Raw genomic sequence first — 13,635 nt, forward strand, 5'->3', positions numbered from 1 at the left:
ACTTAAATCTGTTGATCCATCCTTATACATCCATTCGAAGCGTTCATTTACTTCATGTCTTGAATTGTACTAGTGGTTATTTCAGCCAAGGCAGGCTATTGTACGATGGAAGATCCACTTCCCAATTCACATCACGGAACTCACGGTGAACCACCGTTCGTTTCAAGGTGAACTTGGTAGCAGAATTCTGATAGAGGCCATGAACCATTAATTTGAGATCACTTGTAACATATTTTTCGTCATTATTTATCTCTTTAATCGAATTTAGAATTGAAACGGGATATTCGATTCCTTCACGATCAACCGCCACCCATTTGTCCCCGGCAATTTCGTTGGAGAACTCTGCACTTCCTAACAATACAAGAGAGTGCTGGTCATCGGCTCCACTACCCGATGGAATATACCCCCCTCTTTCTGGATCAAAATTATACCCATTCAAAACGACTCTGTCACCCGATTGCTCAAATATTGTGGTCGTGAGAGGGAGTTGTTCAAGATCAATTTCGATAGACTTTTCTTCCTTTACCGGTAAGGTGTAGCCATCTAATACAAAGCGAGTATTCTTCGCGTCCACCGTCACAAATGCGGGGTCCCACGTCTCGGATAGTTTCAACCAACCGCCATTTTCGTTCGCTTCACTCAGATCACGGAGCCGGAACTTCGCCTGTCGAGCGTAAGGCCTGCTTCCGTTAAATATTCTATACTCATTGGTTTCAGGAATTTCGATGTGATACAGGATATCCATCTGTTCCTTCCAATCCTCACTCACTTTAGCCTGCAGTTGATCATTCAAACTGACATTCACATCAAGACGGGTTCCGCTTGGCGTTCTTACAAGTTGTGTCATGTCTAGCTTTAACCCCTCCGGCGTGGTATACGTATTATTCATAGGAGTCATAGTAGCCATTGCTTTTGCTTTTGTCATGTCGATGTTGAATTGGAAACTCCAATCTACTGTTGTATTATTTTTTACCGTTGTGTTAGTACCCGCATCATAATAATCAGGTATTTTTAGAAAGTTTAATTCTCCGCGTACGACAATCTGATCTGGAATAACATCATTTAATTGAAATACGAATTTTCGATAATTTATACCACTAGGCTGGGAATTCACTACAGGAACAGCAACCAAATTACCATGTACATCTGTAATATGAATCTTCCCTGCTTCTGGAGTAACGACTGGTATCCTGATGTCGTCCGGGCTAGTTTGCTCCGTTAAAAACACAATTTGTGAACGATCGACAAGCACATCTTTGATCTCGAATGTGTATCCCTGATCTTCAATCTGAATGTTCGGATTAACCACAAGCCCTGGTGGCTTCAATCGCTTATAATCTTCAGTGAGGAATGCTTCCCTTATTTCTGTAGGTACTGGTATATCGGGTAAACGAGGAATATTTACAGCGCTCACTACCGGCTGCTCCGGTGCACCTGTCCGATCCCAAGCCAGCAATGCACCTCCTCCAAACAGGAGCACAGCCGCAGCCACAATCCCCGTACGGTATATCCATCTTGTCTCGGGTACCTTTCTCGACCATGGACTTTCAGCTTCGTCACGCTCCATGGACATGCCATCCAGCTTCTGCATGACCTTAAGCGTAAAATCCTCATCTGGCTCCTCACGGTATAGGTGCTCCTCCCACAACCGATCTTCATCCTTTGAAATAGGCTTCATACGTAGCTAAACCTCCTTTGCGTTCCATTTGCTTCCTCAGCGTTTTTTTACCGCGGTAAAGGGCGTTGCGCACTTTGGTTGAACTCATGCCTGTAATGTCTGCAATCTCTTCATAGCTCAACTCGTTTGTGTACTTCAGTAATAACACCAGGCGATACGATTCCGGTAACTGTTCGAGCTGTCGATATATTTCACGCTGCATCTCTTTATGCAGCACACGTTTTTCCGGTGTTTCATTACTGACAGGTTCAATCGCCTGATCGACCGGAGACATGACGGGTTTCTTTTCCCGTATAAAATCCCGCATCCGATTCACCGCAATGGTGTACACCCACGACGAGAAACTGCCTCCCTCCCGCCGCGACGGGAGATAACGATAGATGCGAATGAACGTATCCTGAGCGAGATCCTGTGCATCCGGATGACTCGCGCCCATTCCGCGCATGATGCCGTAGACTTTATTTTTATATCGATCCACAAGCACGGAGAACAACTGCTTATCCCCTGCAACAATGCGCTGAATAAGCTCCTCCTCCGGTATCTGTTGAGTCATGTAATCCCCCTTCTCTACAGCTTCCATGCATGGTTCTGTACTATATAGACGGAAGCCGTTCCCGAAACCTCTCACTTTATCCAAAAAAAAAGAATTCGCCCTTATCGGCAAAGCCGACTGGGTGAACTCTGCTTACTTGCCTCTTAATCTTCCCCGTTCTTCTCCGCAACAAAATCAGCAAGCTGTGAATAGATCGCCACAATCTCATCCATCGACATGCGCACGAGTCCACTGGACGACGGAGCGACGAACTCCTGAATCTCCTTGACGACCGGGTCATCCTGGAATCCCCATTGCACTTTGGCACGTTTGCTGTACTGGTTGTATACCCCTTTCCCGACAAAACAGGCGATGTCCGGTCGGTAGTCCTCCAGCTTTTGCCGTAAAATCTGGCGTCCTTCTGCATACTCTTCCTTCGTAATATCCTCCATACCTCTGGTGGGACGCGCCACAATATTCGTGAACCCATATCCCAGCTTCAGCAACTCTCCATCCTCTTGTGCATCATATAAACGCGGGGTTAATCCCGACCGTTCAAGAATGCGCCAAAACCGGTTTCCTTTGTAAGCATAATGATGACCCGTCTCTCCAGACGTAATACTAGGATTGAAACCAATAAACAATATCGATAAACCAACATCCAAATGATCTGGAATCATGATGCAACCCCTCCTGATCTTTTTTAGCCTATTCCCACGTTCCGTTGTGTATAAAATGATATAATAAGCAAAGCATTTTCGAAATCGGATTGAAATTTTCATGAAAAAGGAAGCTGAACTAATGATTGCAGACATCATGCTTGAAGTCGTCCTGCCCGTCTTTCTCCTGATCGCCGTCGGGTCCTGGATGCAAAAGGTGTTCAAGCTGGACTTGTACACCCTCGCCAAAATCAATTTCTATTGTATTACCCCCGCAGCCGTCTTTATGAGCATGTATCACTCGGATATGTCCGGGGAACTGCTCGGGACTGTGACACTCTTTTACGCAATATATGTATTGATTCTCTATATTGTAGGTTCTGTAGTTGCACGCTCGCTTCGGATGAATAAAGGCATGAAGGCTGCCTTCAACAACAGCATTATGCTGGATAACGCAGGCAACTATGGACTGCCCATCAATGCACTGGTATTCCGCGGCGATCCACTCGCCTCTTCCATTCAGGCGCTGGTCATGTCTTTGCAGGCATTACTGACATTCACCTATGGCGTGTTGTCCATTCAGGGCGCGAAGCTCAAAGGTAATTACCGTGCCGTGATTATTGGATTTCTTAAAATGCCTGTTCCGTATGCGCTCTTGCTGGGGATTCTGTTTCACATGTGGAAGGTTCCCTTGCCTACGTTCCTGTCCATGCCGCTGACCTATGCGCAGCAAAGTATGGTTGCCGTGGCGCTGTTGACACTCGGAGCACAGATTGTAAAATATCCAATCCGGCTGTACCGTCTTGATGTGTATATTAGCACATTTTTGCGTCTCCTGATTGGCCCCGCTATCGGGATTTCAATTGTGCTACTGCTTGGATTGGAAGGTATCGCTGCACAGGCACTCATTATCGCTTCGGGTATGCCGACCGGTGTCAACGCATCCATTCTCGCGGAAGAATACGATAACGAACCCGATTTTGCAGCCCAGACGGTGCTGATCTCAACGTTGCTTAATATCATCACGATTACGGCACTGATCTCTTATGCCAAAACGTTCTAGTTGAGGAATGTCCATAAGTACATTCTCCTTGAAGACCAAACTAAAATTTACAAGTCCACGCCCCCTATAGGAGGTTGTGGGCTTCTTTGTTTATACTCTTCGTCCCATTTGCAGGAACAAAGTCTTACGATAAGCACTTATTTAACCCAACCAAAGGACTGTTTTGCGCGTCAATTCCTTATTATCCGTTGCGAATAAACGTTTCGACCTTTAAAATTAGTGGGTAAATATTTCACAGCGTTTCATTTTTGATATATACATAATCTGTAGAAATTCTTAATTTTATCTTCCACGAGGTGAATGTCGTGACCAGGATTATTGTACCGCCTGAGCAGCTTCAGGCAATCTCCAAGCAATTTGCTCAAGCTTCGGAACATAGTCGTAGCATGATTAACAATTTAAGCAGACATATAAGTACATTACAAAGCCAGTGGTCGGGAATCACACAGGAGCGTTTCTTTCAGAACTTTCAGGTGGCACATCGGCAAATGGAAAGATTCTCTAGCTCAGTCTCTGCAATTGGCATGGAACTACATACCATCGCAACTCGTTTCTCACAAGCGGATCAATCTCAGGGGCATGGTGTACAGACCAGTTCAAGCCAATCCACTTCTGGGAAAGATGTAAAATCGACGCTATCGGATATATATGATCAAGGAAGTAAGTCCTGGAATATAATTAATGGGATTCATGGGAATGTAGGCCTGATTGGAACAGGATTATATTCTGCTTTGGCTACGTCCATGGTACTCTCCAAAACGGTTCATTTCAAAGTAGATCCCCGGAACTCTAGCCGTGCCAAAGTACATAATGCTCCGTGGGTGAAGGGAAAGGGGAATTCCTTTCTGAGTAACATGGCACGTAAACTGGATAAACAATTCCGCAACCCCGGTCTGGTTATGAAAGGATTAAAGGGCTTTGATCGACTTGCAGGTAAATTAAAAGTAGGTGATATCGGGCTTGGTTTCAACAAAGCCAACAGCTTCGGTCAATGGACCCGCAATGTTATTGCCGGTGTGAATAAAGGTCAATACGGTATGAAAATTTCCAAAATCCCTACAATGATAAGCAAAAAACTGTTCCCTATCAACGTAGGACTTAATGTTTGGGATGAAGGGGTTAAAACGGTCTCCAAGTATAAGGAAGGAACATTAACCAAAACGGATCTCGCCGTGTCCACATCGAATATCGTGATCAAGTCTGCCTCTGCAGGAGCCGGGGCTATTGTTGGCGGGACCCTATTATCGTTCGCCGGGCCTGCAGGAACAGCAGTTGGAGCTTATGTAGGCGGAGCTATAGGTAGTTATGCCGGAAAACATATAGCCTCAGCGGCTGAAAAAGGGATTAGATGGGTTAGTAAACTCTTCAAATAATACTTAGGAGGTATCCATGCAGTTCGTTACATACCAACGCAAATATGCAATACGTCATACGCTGATATCTGCTCTTTTTATCATAGCTGGACTTGTCTTGACTGGTGATGTTATCTATGGTGACAATAGCGTTCTGCAAACCTTGTACTTTACTAGTGCGGCATTCTTAAGCTTTTGGTTTGTGGGACGTCTGTTTATCTGGAACATCACGAGAATATTTGGAACAAACATTTTATTTTCCTTCGATCTGTCTGGCATTAAGACAAATGCAGGAAAACAGTTATCTTGGAAGGATATACGTACCATTGATTTCGTAGCACCGGGACTAAACAAATGGATCCAGCCTACTCCATCCTATTACTTATTCAAAATGGTTGATGGAAAAAGCTATAAAATATATACGTATAGTCTACTGAAACATCAGGAAAGCGACATTCTTAAAGTACTTCGAAAAACTTGGAATGAGCACAAATGACCTTTTAAAAAAGTAACCTGTATCTATCAATCTACATAGAAAGTAGGCGGTTAAGCTCATGAATAAACCACTTGTAACCTTATCCATTGAAGAATTCGGATTTGCGCTGGCCACACTTGGTGCAGAGGACATTGCAGCCGGTCTCCTAAAACCGATGTATGGCGAGTTATCTGAACAACACTGGGAACTCGTTCTAAGGGCTGCCTCTCACGGTCTTTTATCCAAAGGGCTCATCTTGCATATGGAAGATAGCGAGATAGAGATCGAGACGGATTTTTTGAAGATGCTTATGCATTTTGCCCAAAGCCGCAGCATGATTAGAGCGTACTCAGACAGCCTTGAACAAGAAAAGGTATTAACTATTCACAAAAGTACAGATAACAACGATACATACCTCTATCATTTGGCAGTGGATCAACGTGTGCATTTGTTCACCTGGACAGAAACTGAAGAATGGGAAGAGGAACTGTTCCGATTTTACATAGGGCAACATAAACCATTCATTGATCAACCTACTCAGTTCACGATAACGGAGGAACAATGGAATGTCTTGACGAACGAGGAAAACCGTATTTTGTTAGATAGATTCATGGACGATTGGGAGCTACCTCTAGAAACACGCGAGTTATTGAAGGTATGGCATAACTCTTTTGAAGCTTCTGGTCGTAGTGTGGATAACCTCAGTATCATCAATTATGCCGAAGATGTAATTCCTCTGCCTGATCAAGCTCTCCTGCTGCTTCATACCGAACAAGGTATCTGGAGCATGACTAACAGAGATTCCACCAGCGAAAATAATTCTAACATCGAGATTGACCAGCATACCAATTCCTCCTTTCGTAGACAATTGCGAGAATGGATCGATCGCTTCGCGGTTCCTGTCTCCCATACTTAAATGTGCACCACACGCAAAAAAAGTCCAAGAGCCACCACCTTTGGTCTCTTGGACTTCTTCCATTATTTAACCCATGAACTCTCAGCTGCCTGCTCAGCTACTTGTCATGCAGCCTGCCATAGGACTATGATTCAAACGTCGTTCGTTCCGGGAACTTGCCGCCTTCCCTGAATAAACATCGTACCAGTCGCTGCGCGGCTCGATTAAAGAAAAAACTCGGACTTACCCCATCCACCTGGACAGGTTCCAGTTCCCTCACACTTTCCTTGATCTTATTCATCTCAATGAGCCCCATCTTTCGCTCATTCGGTCCGAAGCGATAAATAACCTTCTCATCGTCCTCCGTCTGTTTCACCAGAAGAATCACAGATGCCATACAGGTTACCCCCTATCGTTACGTTATGAGATTCCATTAATCACTTGCCTACTATAATTATTACCCAGATTCTAGTGGAAGGATATAGGACTTAAGTTAGTTATACCTAAATTAAATATCCTGATATAAAGATTCTCTGGAATGAGTCGTTAGGCTCACAAACACCGTGTTTTACACTATCCTAATGGATAGTCACTGTCATGAAAGTGCGTACTGCCCAAGTCGTTTTTCTCCGTTTATACTAACCTTATCTTGAATTTCCAAAGGAGAGAAATATATGTCTTCAGCTCAAATATATAGCCATGGTGTACCCTGGGAAGAAGCATTTAGCGTTGCTCAGGGATACAGCATTAACGGTATGATCTACATTGCAGGACAATTTTCGCATGATATGCAGGGGACGTTTATTGGTGTCGATGATATTGAAGCACAGGTTCGCCAGACATTAGATAACTTGGACCGCGTGCTCGCAGGATTTAACGTGACCAAGTCGAACATTGCTGAACTGGAGATTTTTTTGGTTCACCCGCAGGAGCATCTTGAGCCATGTGTTGCCGTGTATAAAGAGTACATTGGTACTCATCGTCCGGCTGTCACGATGGTTGGGACATCTGGACTCGACTTCCCTCATCAACTGATTGAGATTCGCGCAGTTGCACATACAAACTGATCCAGATCATTTCAAAAGTTACAGCACACGCACACAAGCATGATAAGGAACTTGCTTTAACGAAGTTCATGCGCCACATAAAAAAGCAGGTTGGGATTAGGTCCCAACCTGCTTTTTTATAATCTCTTAATCTTATTCTTTCACCTTCACTGTCAGCGTATTACCGGATGAAGTGAGGGATGCTCCAAGCCCTTCTACCAAAACTCTGAGTGGAATGTATGTTGTTCCCTTAATTTCTTTGGGTGCTGCCTGTAGGGTGACTTCTTTCCCGTTCACCTTCACCTTTTTACTGCCCAAGGAAAAGATTAGCTTGTACTTGGCTTTGGTAACGGTAATAGTTTGAGTCTTACTGTCCCAATACGTTTTGGCTTTCAACGCTTTGGCCATCTCACGCAGGGGTACGAGATTTGTATTATTCATTACAATTGGAGATTCAGTGAAAATAACCTTGGAACCATTCACCTTCACCTGAACAGAAGAGGTGATATATTCCGGTTTAGGAGCAGCTTTCTTTTTGCTTGCCGTTGAAGACTTGTTACTTTTCTTGGTACTTCCTGAACTGGATGAACTTGAAGAAGAAGATTTGGAACTCGAAGAGGAACCTCCGTTGTGATAGTGATATTCCCCTTGTTTCAGCCCCCATTTTGCACAGTTGGTACGACAGGTGTGCCCTCCACTCGAATCTGTTCTTCCCGGGTGAGCAGACGCAACGGTAGCAAAAATCATGAAAATGGCAAGCAAACTGCTTATTACTTTGATACGCATACGGATAACCTCCAGCAATTAGTTTGGCCAGAGTATCATACCATAATTACCCATACAATATAGGTGAATAACAAAAATTATTTTCATATAACAATTTACAAACGCGGGTCTACTCGCTCTGACTCCAGCGAAAGCGTCGCCAGCACGCAACTTTCTTTCTCTTACCCCCCTTCACCCCACACCTCTTGCAATGCCAAACGGAAAATCCGGTCCAATTCTTCAAATTCAATAATCTGTTCATTCTCCATCTGGCCAGCCAGTCGTTCAAAATGCTCGATCTTCTCCGCCAAAAAAGTCTGGATTGCGGGCAACTGCGGCTCCAGATCCAGTTCCTCGCCCGCCTTTTTCCGGCGCAGCAATTCATGAATCTCCGTATACAGCGATGTATTTGCAGGTACAAGTTCTTGCACCAGCTCCTCAAATGCCATCGGTGGCATCGCATCATAACGTTCAATCCAGCCACAAGCGAGTAAGGGACGAAGAACATAGAAATACTTTTTAATCTTCACTTGCTCACCTTGTAAATAATCTCGAAAATTGCCTTTCGCCATATTCAGATAATGATACATGCAGGACTTGGGCGAGAAGGTCAATGGTGAAAGTGCACGGATATGCTGTGCCACGTTATACTGTTCATCATACTGAATGGGGGATTGCAGCCACTCCAAAAGTGGTGGATTGGATTTGCGAAACAGCTTCAACGCCTTGCGCAGATCCCAACCATTAATGTCGAGCTGGTCACTGATTGGGCGTTCGATAACATCCCTTTTATCCTCAATCGACAAGTACCATTCCAGCGGTCTCACATACAGAAAACGCACATCATAATCGCTGTCCTGAGAAGGAAACCCCCACGCCCGGCTGCCTGATTCACAGGTATAGATGATCCGTACCTGCTCGTCCTGTTCAATCTGCTTCAGCTGTTGTCTAATCGTATCTCTCATTTCTTCATGAACGTAGGTCATGGTCAGCCGCCTCCAAATTCCCTCAATTAAATCTCTATCTCTCTAACCCGGTTCGCGAGTGTATCATATCCTGCCACAGTCTCGGCAATATACGTCAATACCGTTTCACTCCAACCGTAGATGTAAAAGGTTTTGCCATCCCGTGGCGGTACCATTGCCTGCCGATAAGGTGCTATATCCACAATAAATGCCTTCAACTCCGGATTCATCATCCGGCGATATCGCTCAAGCTCGGCATATAACGGGCTGCCTTCATTCTGCTGTTCATCGGTGATCATAATGATCTGATCCACTTTTTCTCCGATATCCCGAAGTTCCCGCACTGGTCGACCCGTGTCTGTTCCACCTTGTGCGCGAATACGGTGAGCTTGGGAAAGAATGCTCTCATCCATCTTGGGACGAGCATCCTCAACCATATGATCGAATAACCAGAACAGTGCGTTACCTCGTGTTTGTTTATAAAGCGCCAGTGCCAGCACCGAACCAATCCGCAAATAATCCCCTTGCATGGAACCGGAACGATCCAGAAAAATAGCCGTTCTTCCCGGCAGCGTTGGTAGGTTGCCAATGGATAGCTCCACCGCTTGCCGCAAAGCATCCCGCAACTCTTCTCTCGCAATCATTTCATACGCACTGGCGAATCGGAAAGGCAAGATGCGCGACTTGCGCAGGGCTTCTGCATCCGTTAGACGACCTGTTACGTAATCGATATTTTTCGATTTTTCAAAAACACCTGCCCGATCCATTGCATTCAGATGGCGCAGCAACGCAAAGGTCGGCATCTGTGACATTAACGCCTCCCACACCGTACGTGTAGGTTGCATAATCGAGGTGACCACCGAATACGGCAGTTTACCTTTCTCGATCAGATGCATCCGACTTGCCGGGTTTGGGGTAGCTTTCAGCTTTTCCAGCGCCTGCAACTGCGGAAGTTCCGTAAGATCCACCTCATGCCCGCGCAAATAACGAAACAAGGCTTGCTGCTTCAGATCTATCGGCTTGGGGTGTGCTGTAGCGATCATATCGCCCAGACTATATCCACGTCCTCGCCCGTTGTATTTGATCGCCCAATATTCAGTAATGCCGTTTAAAAATTGACTCACCTGACGCTTCACCCCTCGACCGCCCTGTCCCCGACCAGTTCCTCTCAGAATAGTCAGAAAATCGGCCAAATCAGCCGGTGTCTGTACTACTTGGGAGAATACCTTTGCAAAATGATCCACATCCACTTTGGACAGCAGTGCCAGCCCATATAGAGGCTGCAACCGCATCAAACCTTCATTACGAGCATAGACCAGTGCCCGCGCCATAAACCCTGCATCAACCTCAGCCATCTCCTGATGACTGACCATCGCATCGTCCATCAGTTGCTGGGTATCTGCATAGAACGTATTGTTCAATGTATTGGTCATCAACATCTGTATATATTGTTCCTCCACCAATCGCTCATAGGCTCCATAACCCCCATGATTACGTGTCGTTGGCTGAGGTTGATTAAATAATTGTTTCGCTCTGCTCATCACTCATGACCTCCCGGTGTGAGTCTATTTACTGATATTCCTTAATAAAATGATCCGAGGAAAAAGGTGGGAAGGTATATTACCCGCTCTACCGCTGAGCTACACCGCCATGAACGGCGGCGATTGGATTCGAACCAACGACCTGGTCGATTAACAGTCGAAGTAACCCTCCCTGGCGCCTCGGAACCTTGATCCACAGTGCTTGTTGCTGCCCCGCTTCACATCCTCATTATGCCTTACACATCTGCACGCGAACATGGCGAAAGTATGACGACGACTCAATTTTTGAAATTGAGTCGACCTTCATAACTTTAAAATGAAACCTGCCGCTCATCCTGCTACAATGAAGGGATAACAAGGAGTGAATATTCATGGCAAGAGAGAGTTTTGACAAAGAAATTCAGTTCTTACGCATGTTATCCCTAACAAGCGGTGCATATAACCGTAAACAGTATGCCGAGCGGCTTGGCATATCCGTACATACCTTTGATAAAACCAATCGCAGATTAAAAGAAATCATGCAGACCGTCGCCGACCAACGCTCAGGTGCCGAAGCAAGCCGGGAAATGGCGGATCTCGTCCGCTTCCAGTATGGCGAATCCGCTGAACCAATGCTGCTCTTCCTCTTCCGCGCCAAGTCGATGAAAGAGACTGAAGTTCAGCGTCTTTCCGTCCTTTTGCATACCTTACAACATAAAACTTTAACCGCGATGGAACTGCTGGATGCCTGCTGTGCTGATCTGCCGGAAGATCTGGCGTTACCTGACGAGAAAACCATTCGTTCCGATCTGAAGTATCTGGAAGAGGTTGGGGTTATACGGAAAGAGCCAGGTGGCAGGCCGTATCGATATGCTTTACAACAAGATGTCCTTACCCAATTAACAGTGGAGGAACAGCTGGAGTTGTATGATTTTGTGGATATGATGGCGAATACCCAAGTTCCTTCCGTACAGGGGTACTTATTGCGGGACAGTTTGAAAAAAGCCATTACGGCAAGTTTTCCGCAAGAAGAAGCTACTGAGCCCTATATCTATAAGTATCACTATTATTCTCGTATTCTGGACGAAGCTCATCTCTACACGCTGCTTAGTGCGATTCGTCAGCGCAAACGCGTGCAGTTCCTATACTATTCACCGAAAAAACCATCCAGCTACAGTTCACAGAATACGAATCCACGCTTTGAACGGGAAGCAGATGGTCGATCCAATCGGATCGTGCCCCTTGAAGTGATTTATGACCATCAGTATGGTCGTTGGTATGTAATTGGATATCAGGGCCGCCGTGGCTTTGTGAAATTCCGCATGGAAGGCATAACCCAATTGGAGGAACAAGATTCAGTAGAAGAGGAATACATGCTTGAACTGAAGCAACAGTGGACCGACATTAGTCGCTACAGTTGGCTCGTGGATACGGGGAATACCGTGACGGTTCAAGCACGCTTTTTCCACCCTGAGCGTGGTCAGCGCAACTTCATTCTGGATCGGGTTCGTCTGCAAGGTCAATGGGGCAAGATTATACCCGAAACGGACCATACCTTTCTCTACGAAATCCAGGTCAACGGTACCACTGAGATCAAACCGTGGTTACGGAGTTTTGGCTCAAGCTGCGAAATAATCGCACCTCAGAGACTACGCCAGGAGATGATCAAGGAATGGAAGGAGATTGCGGAATATTATGAACCTGTTCGAGAAGATGTTCAACTATCAGATGATGACGCGATTGAATGAAACCGGACTATTCACCTGGACCTCACAGGAACGGGCCTGGCTTCGCATGATGCTGAATCATCCTGCTGCGAGAGAAGCGCTGAGTGCTGTAACGTTGGATAAAATGCACAACATGTTAAATGGTGAGCAGGACCTGAACCTTCAGGATTACCTGACCGAAAAAGCCAAAAGTGAAGAAAACAGTGTCTCCCATCCACTACTTCGACAGTTACGGCTAATCATTCTGCATCATCAGGGATTTCGGCTGATCGGTCGCGTCCGCAATGGACGCACGAGCCAGGATGAATTTGGCTTCCCGTATAAACTGGAGTATTCCATGGTCAAAAAAGAATGGTACGTGCTCTGGTACGCCCCTCGCTTCGACAAGCTCATGTCCACCAAGCTGCACAGCATCGTTACCATGGAAGCCCAACCGGTTGAAACGGATACCGCTTCTGGTTACACTGCCCGAATTGCTGCGATAACAGAGAAGCGTAAAACGACCATCACCATCGAGGTACTGCCCGAGTTCAATCAGGAACTGTCCCGAATCCTCTATGCCTTCTCCTGCTTTGAGAAACAGGTCGAGTACCTGGAAGCCGAGCAGACGTATCGAATCGAGCTGACCGTTCCGCGGAATGAGATGGATTATGTCTTATCCAAGATGCGTTTTCTCGGCAAACGGGTTCGAATCGCTGACCACACAGTGCTGCAGGAGCGAATGTCCGAAACAGCTGCCAAGGCACTGGCACGTTATGCGGAAAAAGATCCTGATACGCATTCCGAATGCTCCAATGAAGTTCAGCACCGCCAACGTGAGGAAGGCTCCCTTGCGAAAGCCGATGGTCATTGATTTGGTCCCATATACGAAAAAAAGGTCTGGATAATCTCATCCAAACCTTTTTTTGCTATACCTGTTTGTTCGTGAAAATATAATAAAACTAGCAGCGGAAAGCAA

14 protein-coding genes are annotated in these 13,635 nt (G+C 45.7%); 7 read left to right on the plus strand and 7 right to left on the minus strand.

What is annotated here, in order from left to right:
• Positions 1 to 76 precede the first annotated feature (76 nt).
• The 3 genes from BLS69_RS18095 to BLS69_RS18105 all read right to left on the minus strand — a co-directional run bounded on the left by BLS69_RS18095 (position 77) and on the right by BLS69_RS18105 (position 2,890).
• Positions 77 to 1,678, minus strand: a complete 1,602-nt coding sequence (locus BLS69_RS18095) for a DUF4179 domain-containing protein (RefSeq protein WP_091034139.1) — start codon at positions 1,676 to 1,678, stop codon at positions 77 to 79.
• The gene (locus BLS69_RS18100; protein WP_091034143.1) at positions 1,656 to 2,231 is read right to left on the minus strand and encodes an RNA polymerase sigma factor; all 576 of its coding nucleotides are present in this window, start codon (positions 2,229 to 2,231) and stop codon (positions 1,656 to 1,658) included. The genes BLS69_RS18095 and BLS69_RS18100 overlap by 23 nt, the downstream gene beginning before the upstream one ends.
• Positions 2,232 to 2,374: 143 nt before the next feature.
• Positions 2,375 to 2,890, minus strand: coding sequence for a mismatch-specific DNA-glycosylase (locus BLS69_RS18105; RefSeq protein ID WP_091034145.1), 516 nt, complete (start codon positions 2,888 to 2,890; stop codon positions 2,375 to 2,377).
• Positions 2,891 to 3,011: 121 nt separating this feature from the next.
• On the opposite strand from BLS69_RS18105, the gene BLS69_RS18110 reads away from it, so the two are divergent.
• The 4 genes from BLS69_RS18110 to BLS69_RS18125 all read left to right on the plus strand — a co-directional run bounded on the left by BLS69_RS18110 (position 3,012) and on the right by BLS69_RS18125 (position 6,675).
• Complete coding sequence (locus tag BLS69_RS18110; protein WP_047841870.1) at positions 3,012 to 3,932, plus strand: AEC family transporter; 921 nt, start codon at positions 3,012 to 3,014, stop codon at positions 3,930 to 3,932.
• Positions 3,933 to 4,237: 305 nt separating this feature from the next.
• The gene (locus BLS69_RS18115) at positions 4,238 to 5,305 is read left to right on the plus strand and encodes a WXG100 family type VII secretion target (protein ID WP_091034148.1); all 1,068 of its coding nucleotides are present in this window, start codon (positions 4,238 to 4,240) and stop codon (positions 5,303 to 5,305) included.
• Between the two features lie 16 nt (positions 5,306 to 5,321).
• Positions 5,322 to 5,780: a hypothetical protein gene (locus BLS69_RS18120; protein ID WP_091034151.1), complete on the plus strand. Its 459-nt coding sequence runs from the start codon at positions 5,322 to 5,324 to the stop codon at positions 5,778 to 5,780.
• Positions 5,781 to 5,838: 58 nt separating this feature from the next.
• Positions 5,839 to 6,675 carry a hypothetical protein gene (locus BLS69_RS18125; protein WP_091034153.1) on the plus strand — a complete coding sequence of 279 codons (837 nt, stop codon included), beginning with the start codon at positions 5,839 to 5,841 and terminating at the stop codon, positions 6,673 to 6,675.
• Between the two features lie 124 nt (positions 6,676 to 6,799).
• Here the strand turns inward: BLS69_RS18125 and BLS69_RS18130 are convergent, their stop codons facing one another.
• A complete protein-coding gene (locus tag BLS69_RS18130; RefSeq protein ID WP_047841868.1) occupies positions 6,800 to 7,051 on the minus strand; it encodes an RNA-binding protein in 252 nt (83 codons plus the stop codon).
• 277 nt (positions 7,052 to 7,328) lie between these two features.
• Here BLS69_RS18130 and BLS69_RS18135 point away from each other — a divergent pair, with 277 nt between their 5' ends.
• On the plus strand, positions 7,329 to 7,721 hold the full coding sequence (locus BLS69_RS18135) for a RidA family protein (protein WP_091034156.1): 393 nt from the start codon (positions 7,329 to 7,331) through the stop codon (positions 7,719 to 7,721).
• Positions 7,722 to 7,853: 132 nt separating this feature from the next.
• Here the strand turns inward: BLS69_RS18135 and BLS69_RS18140 are convergent, their stop codons facing one another.
• The 3 genes from BLS69_RS18140 to BLS69_RS18150 form a co-directional block, all read right to left on the minus strand.
• Positions 7,854 to 8,486 (minus strand): copper amine oxidase N-terminal domain-containing protein, encoded by a 633-nt coding sequence (locus tag BLS69_RS18140; protein WP_091034158.1) that lies wholly within the window; start codon positions 8,484 to 8,486, stop codon positions 7,854 to 7,856.
• 161 nt (positions 8,487 to 8,647) lie between these two features.
• Positions 8,648 to 9,451, minus strand: a complete 804-nt coding sequence (locus BLS69_RS18145) for a nucleotidyltransferase domain-containing protein (protein WP_091034161.1) — start codon at positions 9,449 to 9,451, stop codon at positions 8,648 to 8,650.
• A gap of 26 nt (positions 9,452 to 9,477) precedes the next feature.
• Positions 9,478 to 10,971: a TROVE domain-containing protein gene (locus tag BLS69_RS18150; protein WP_091034163.1), complete on the minus strand. Its 1,494-nt coding sequence runs from the start codon at positions 10,969 to 10,971 to the stop codon at positions 9,478 to 9,480.
• 371 nt (positions 10,972 to 11,342) lie between these two features.
• Between BLS69_RS18150 and BLS69_RS18155 the strand changes: the two genes are divergently transcribed.
• Entirely contained in the window at positions 11,343 to 12,698 is a 1,356-nt protein-coding gene (locus tag BLS69_RS18155; protein WP_091034167.1) for a helix-turn-helix transcriptional regulator, read from the plus strand.
• Complete coding sequence (locus tag BLS69_RS18160; RefSeq protein WP_091034170.1) at positions 12,646 to 13,530, plus strand: WYL domain-containing protein; 885 nt, start codon at positions 12,646 to 12,648, stop codon at positions 13,528 to 13,530. The genes BLS69_RS18155 and BLS69_RS18160 overlap by 53 nt, the downstream gene beginning before the upstream one ends.
• The last annotated feature ends 105 nt before the right edge of the window (positions 13,531 to 13,635 follow it).

The organism is Paenibacillus sp. CF095, from assembly GCF_900101225.1.
Classification (GTDB): Bacteria; Bacillota; Bacilli; order Paenibacillales; family Paenibacillaceae; genus Paenibacillus.

Excerpts from the sequence above, each read along its gene's own strand:
- BLS69_RS18095 (WP_091034139.1), bottom strand. The coding sequence starts at position 1,678 with ATGAAGCCTATTTCAAAGGATGAAGATCGGTTGTGGGAGGAGCACCTA.
- BLS69_RS18100 (WP_091034143.1), bottom strand. The coding sequence starts at position 2,231 with ATGACTCAACAGATACCGGAGGAGGAGCTTATTCAGCGCATTGTTGCA.
- BLS69_RS18105 (WP_091034145.1), bottom strand. The coding sequence starts at position 2,890 with ATGATTCCAGATCATTTGGATGTTGGTTTATCGATATTGTTTATTGGT.
- BLS69_RS18110 (WP_047841870.1), top strand. The coding sequence starts at position 3,012 with ATGATTGCAGACATCATGCTTGAAGTCGTCCTGCCCGTCTTTCTCCTG.
- BLS69_RS18120 (WP_091034151.1), top strand. The coding sequence starts at position 5,322 with ATGCAGTTCGTTACATACCAACGCAAATATGCAATACGTCATACGCTG.
- BLS69_RS18125 (WP_091034153.1), top strand. The coding sequence starts at position 5,839 with ATGAATAAACCACTTGTAACCTTATCCATTGAAGAATTCGGATTTGCG.
- BLS69_RS18130 (WP_047841868.1), bottom strand. The coding sequence starts at position 7,051 with ATGGCATCTGTGATTCTTCTGGTGAAACAGACGGAGGACGATGAGAAG.
- BLS69_RS18135 (WP_091034156.1), top strand. The coding sequence starts at position 7,329 with ATGTCTTCAGCTCAAATATATAGCCATGGTGTACCCTGGGAAGAAGCA.
- BLS69_RS18140 (WP_091034158.1), bottom strand. The coding sequence starts at position 8,486 with ATGCGTATCAAAGTAATAAGCAGTTTGCTTGCCATTTTCATGATTTTT.
- BLS69_RS18145 (WP_091034161.1), bottom strand. The coding sequence starts at position 9,451 with ATGACCTACGTTCATGAAGAAATGAGAGATACGATTAGACAACAGCTG.
- BLS69_RS18150 (WP_091034163.1), bottom strand. The coding sequence starts at position 10,971 with ATGAGCAGAGCGAAACAATTATTTAATCAACCTCAGCCAACGACACGT.
- BLS69_RS18155 (WP_091034167.1), top strand. The coding sequence starts at position 11,343 with ATGGCAAGAGAGAGTTTTGACAAAGAAATTCAGTTCTTACGCATGTTA.
- BLS69_RS18160 (WP_091034170.1), top strand. The coding sequence starts at position 12,646 with ATGAACCTGTTCGAGAAGATGTTCAACTATCAGATGATGACGCGATTG.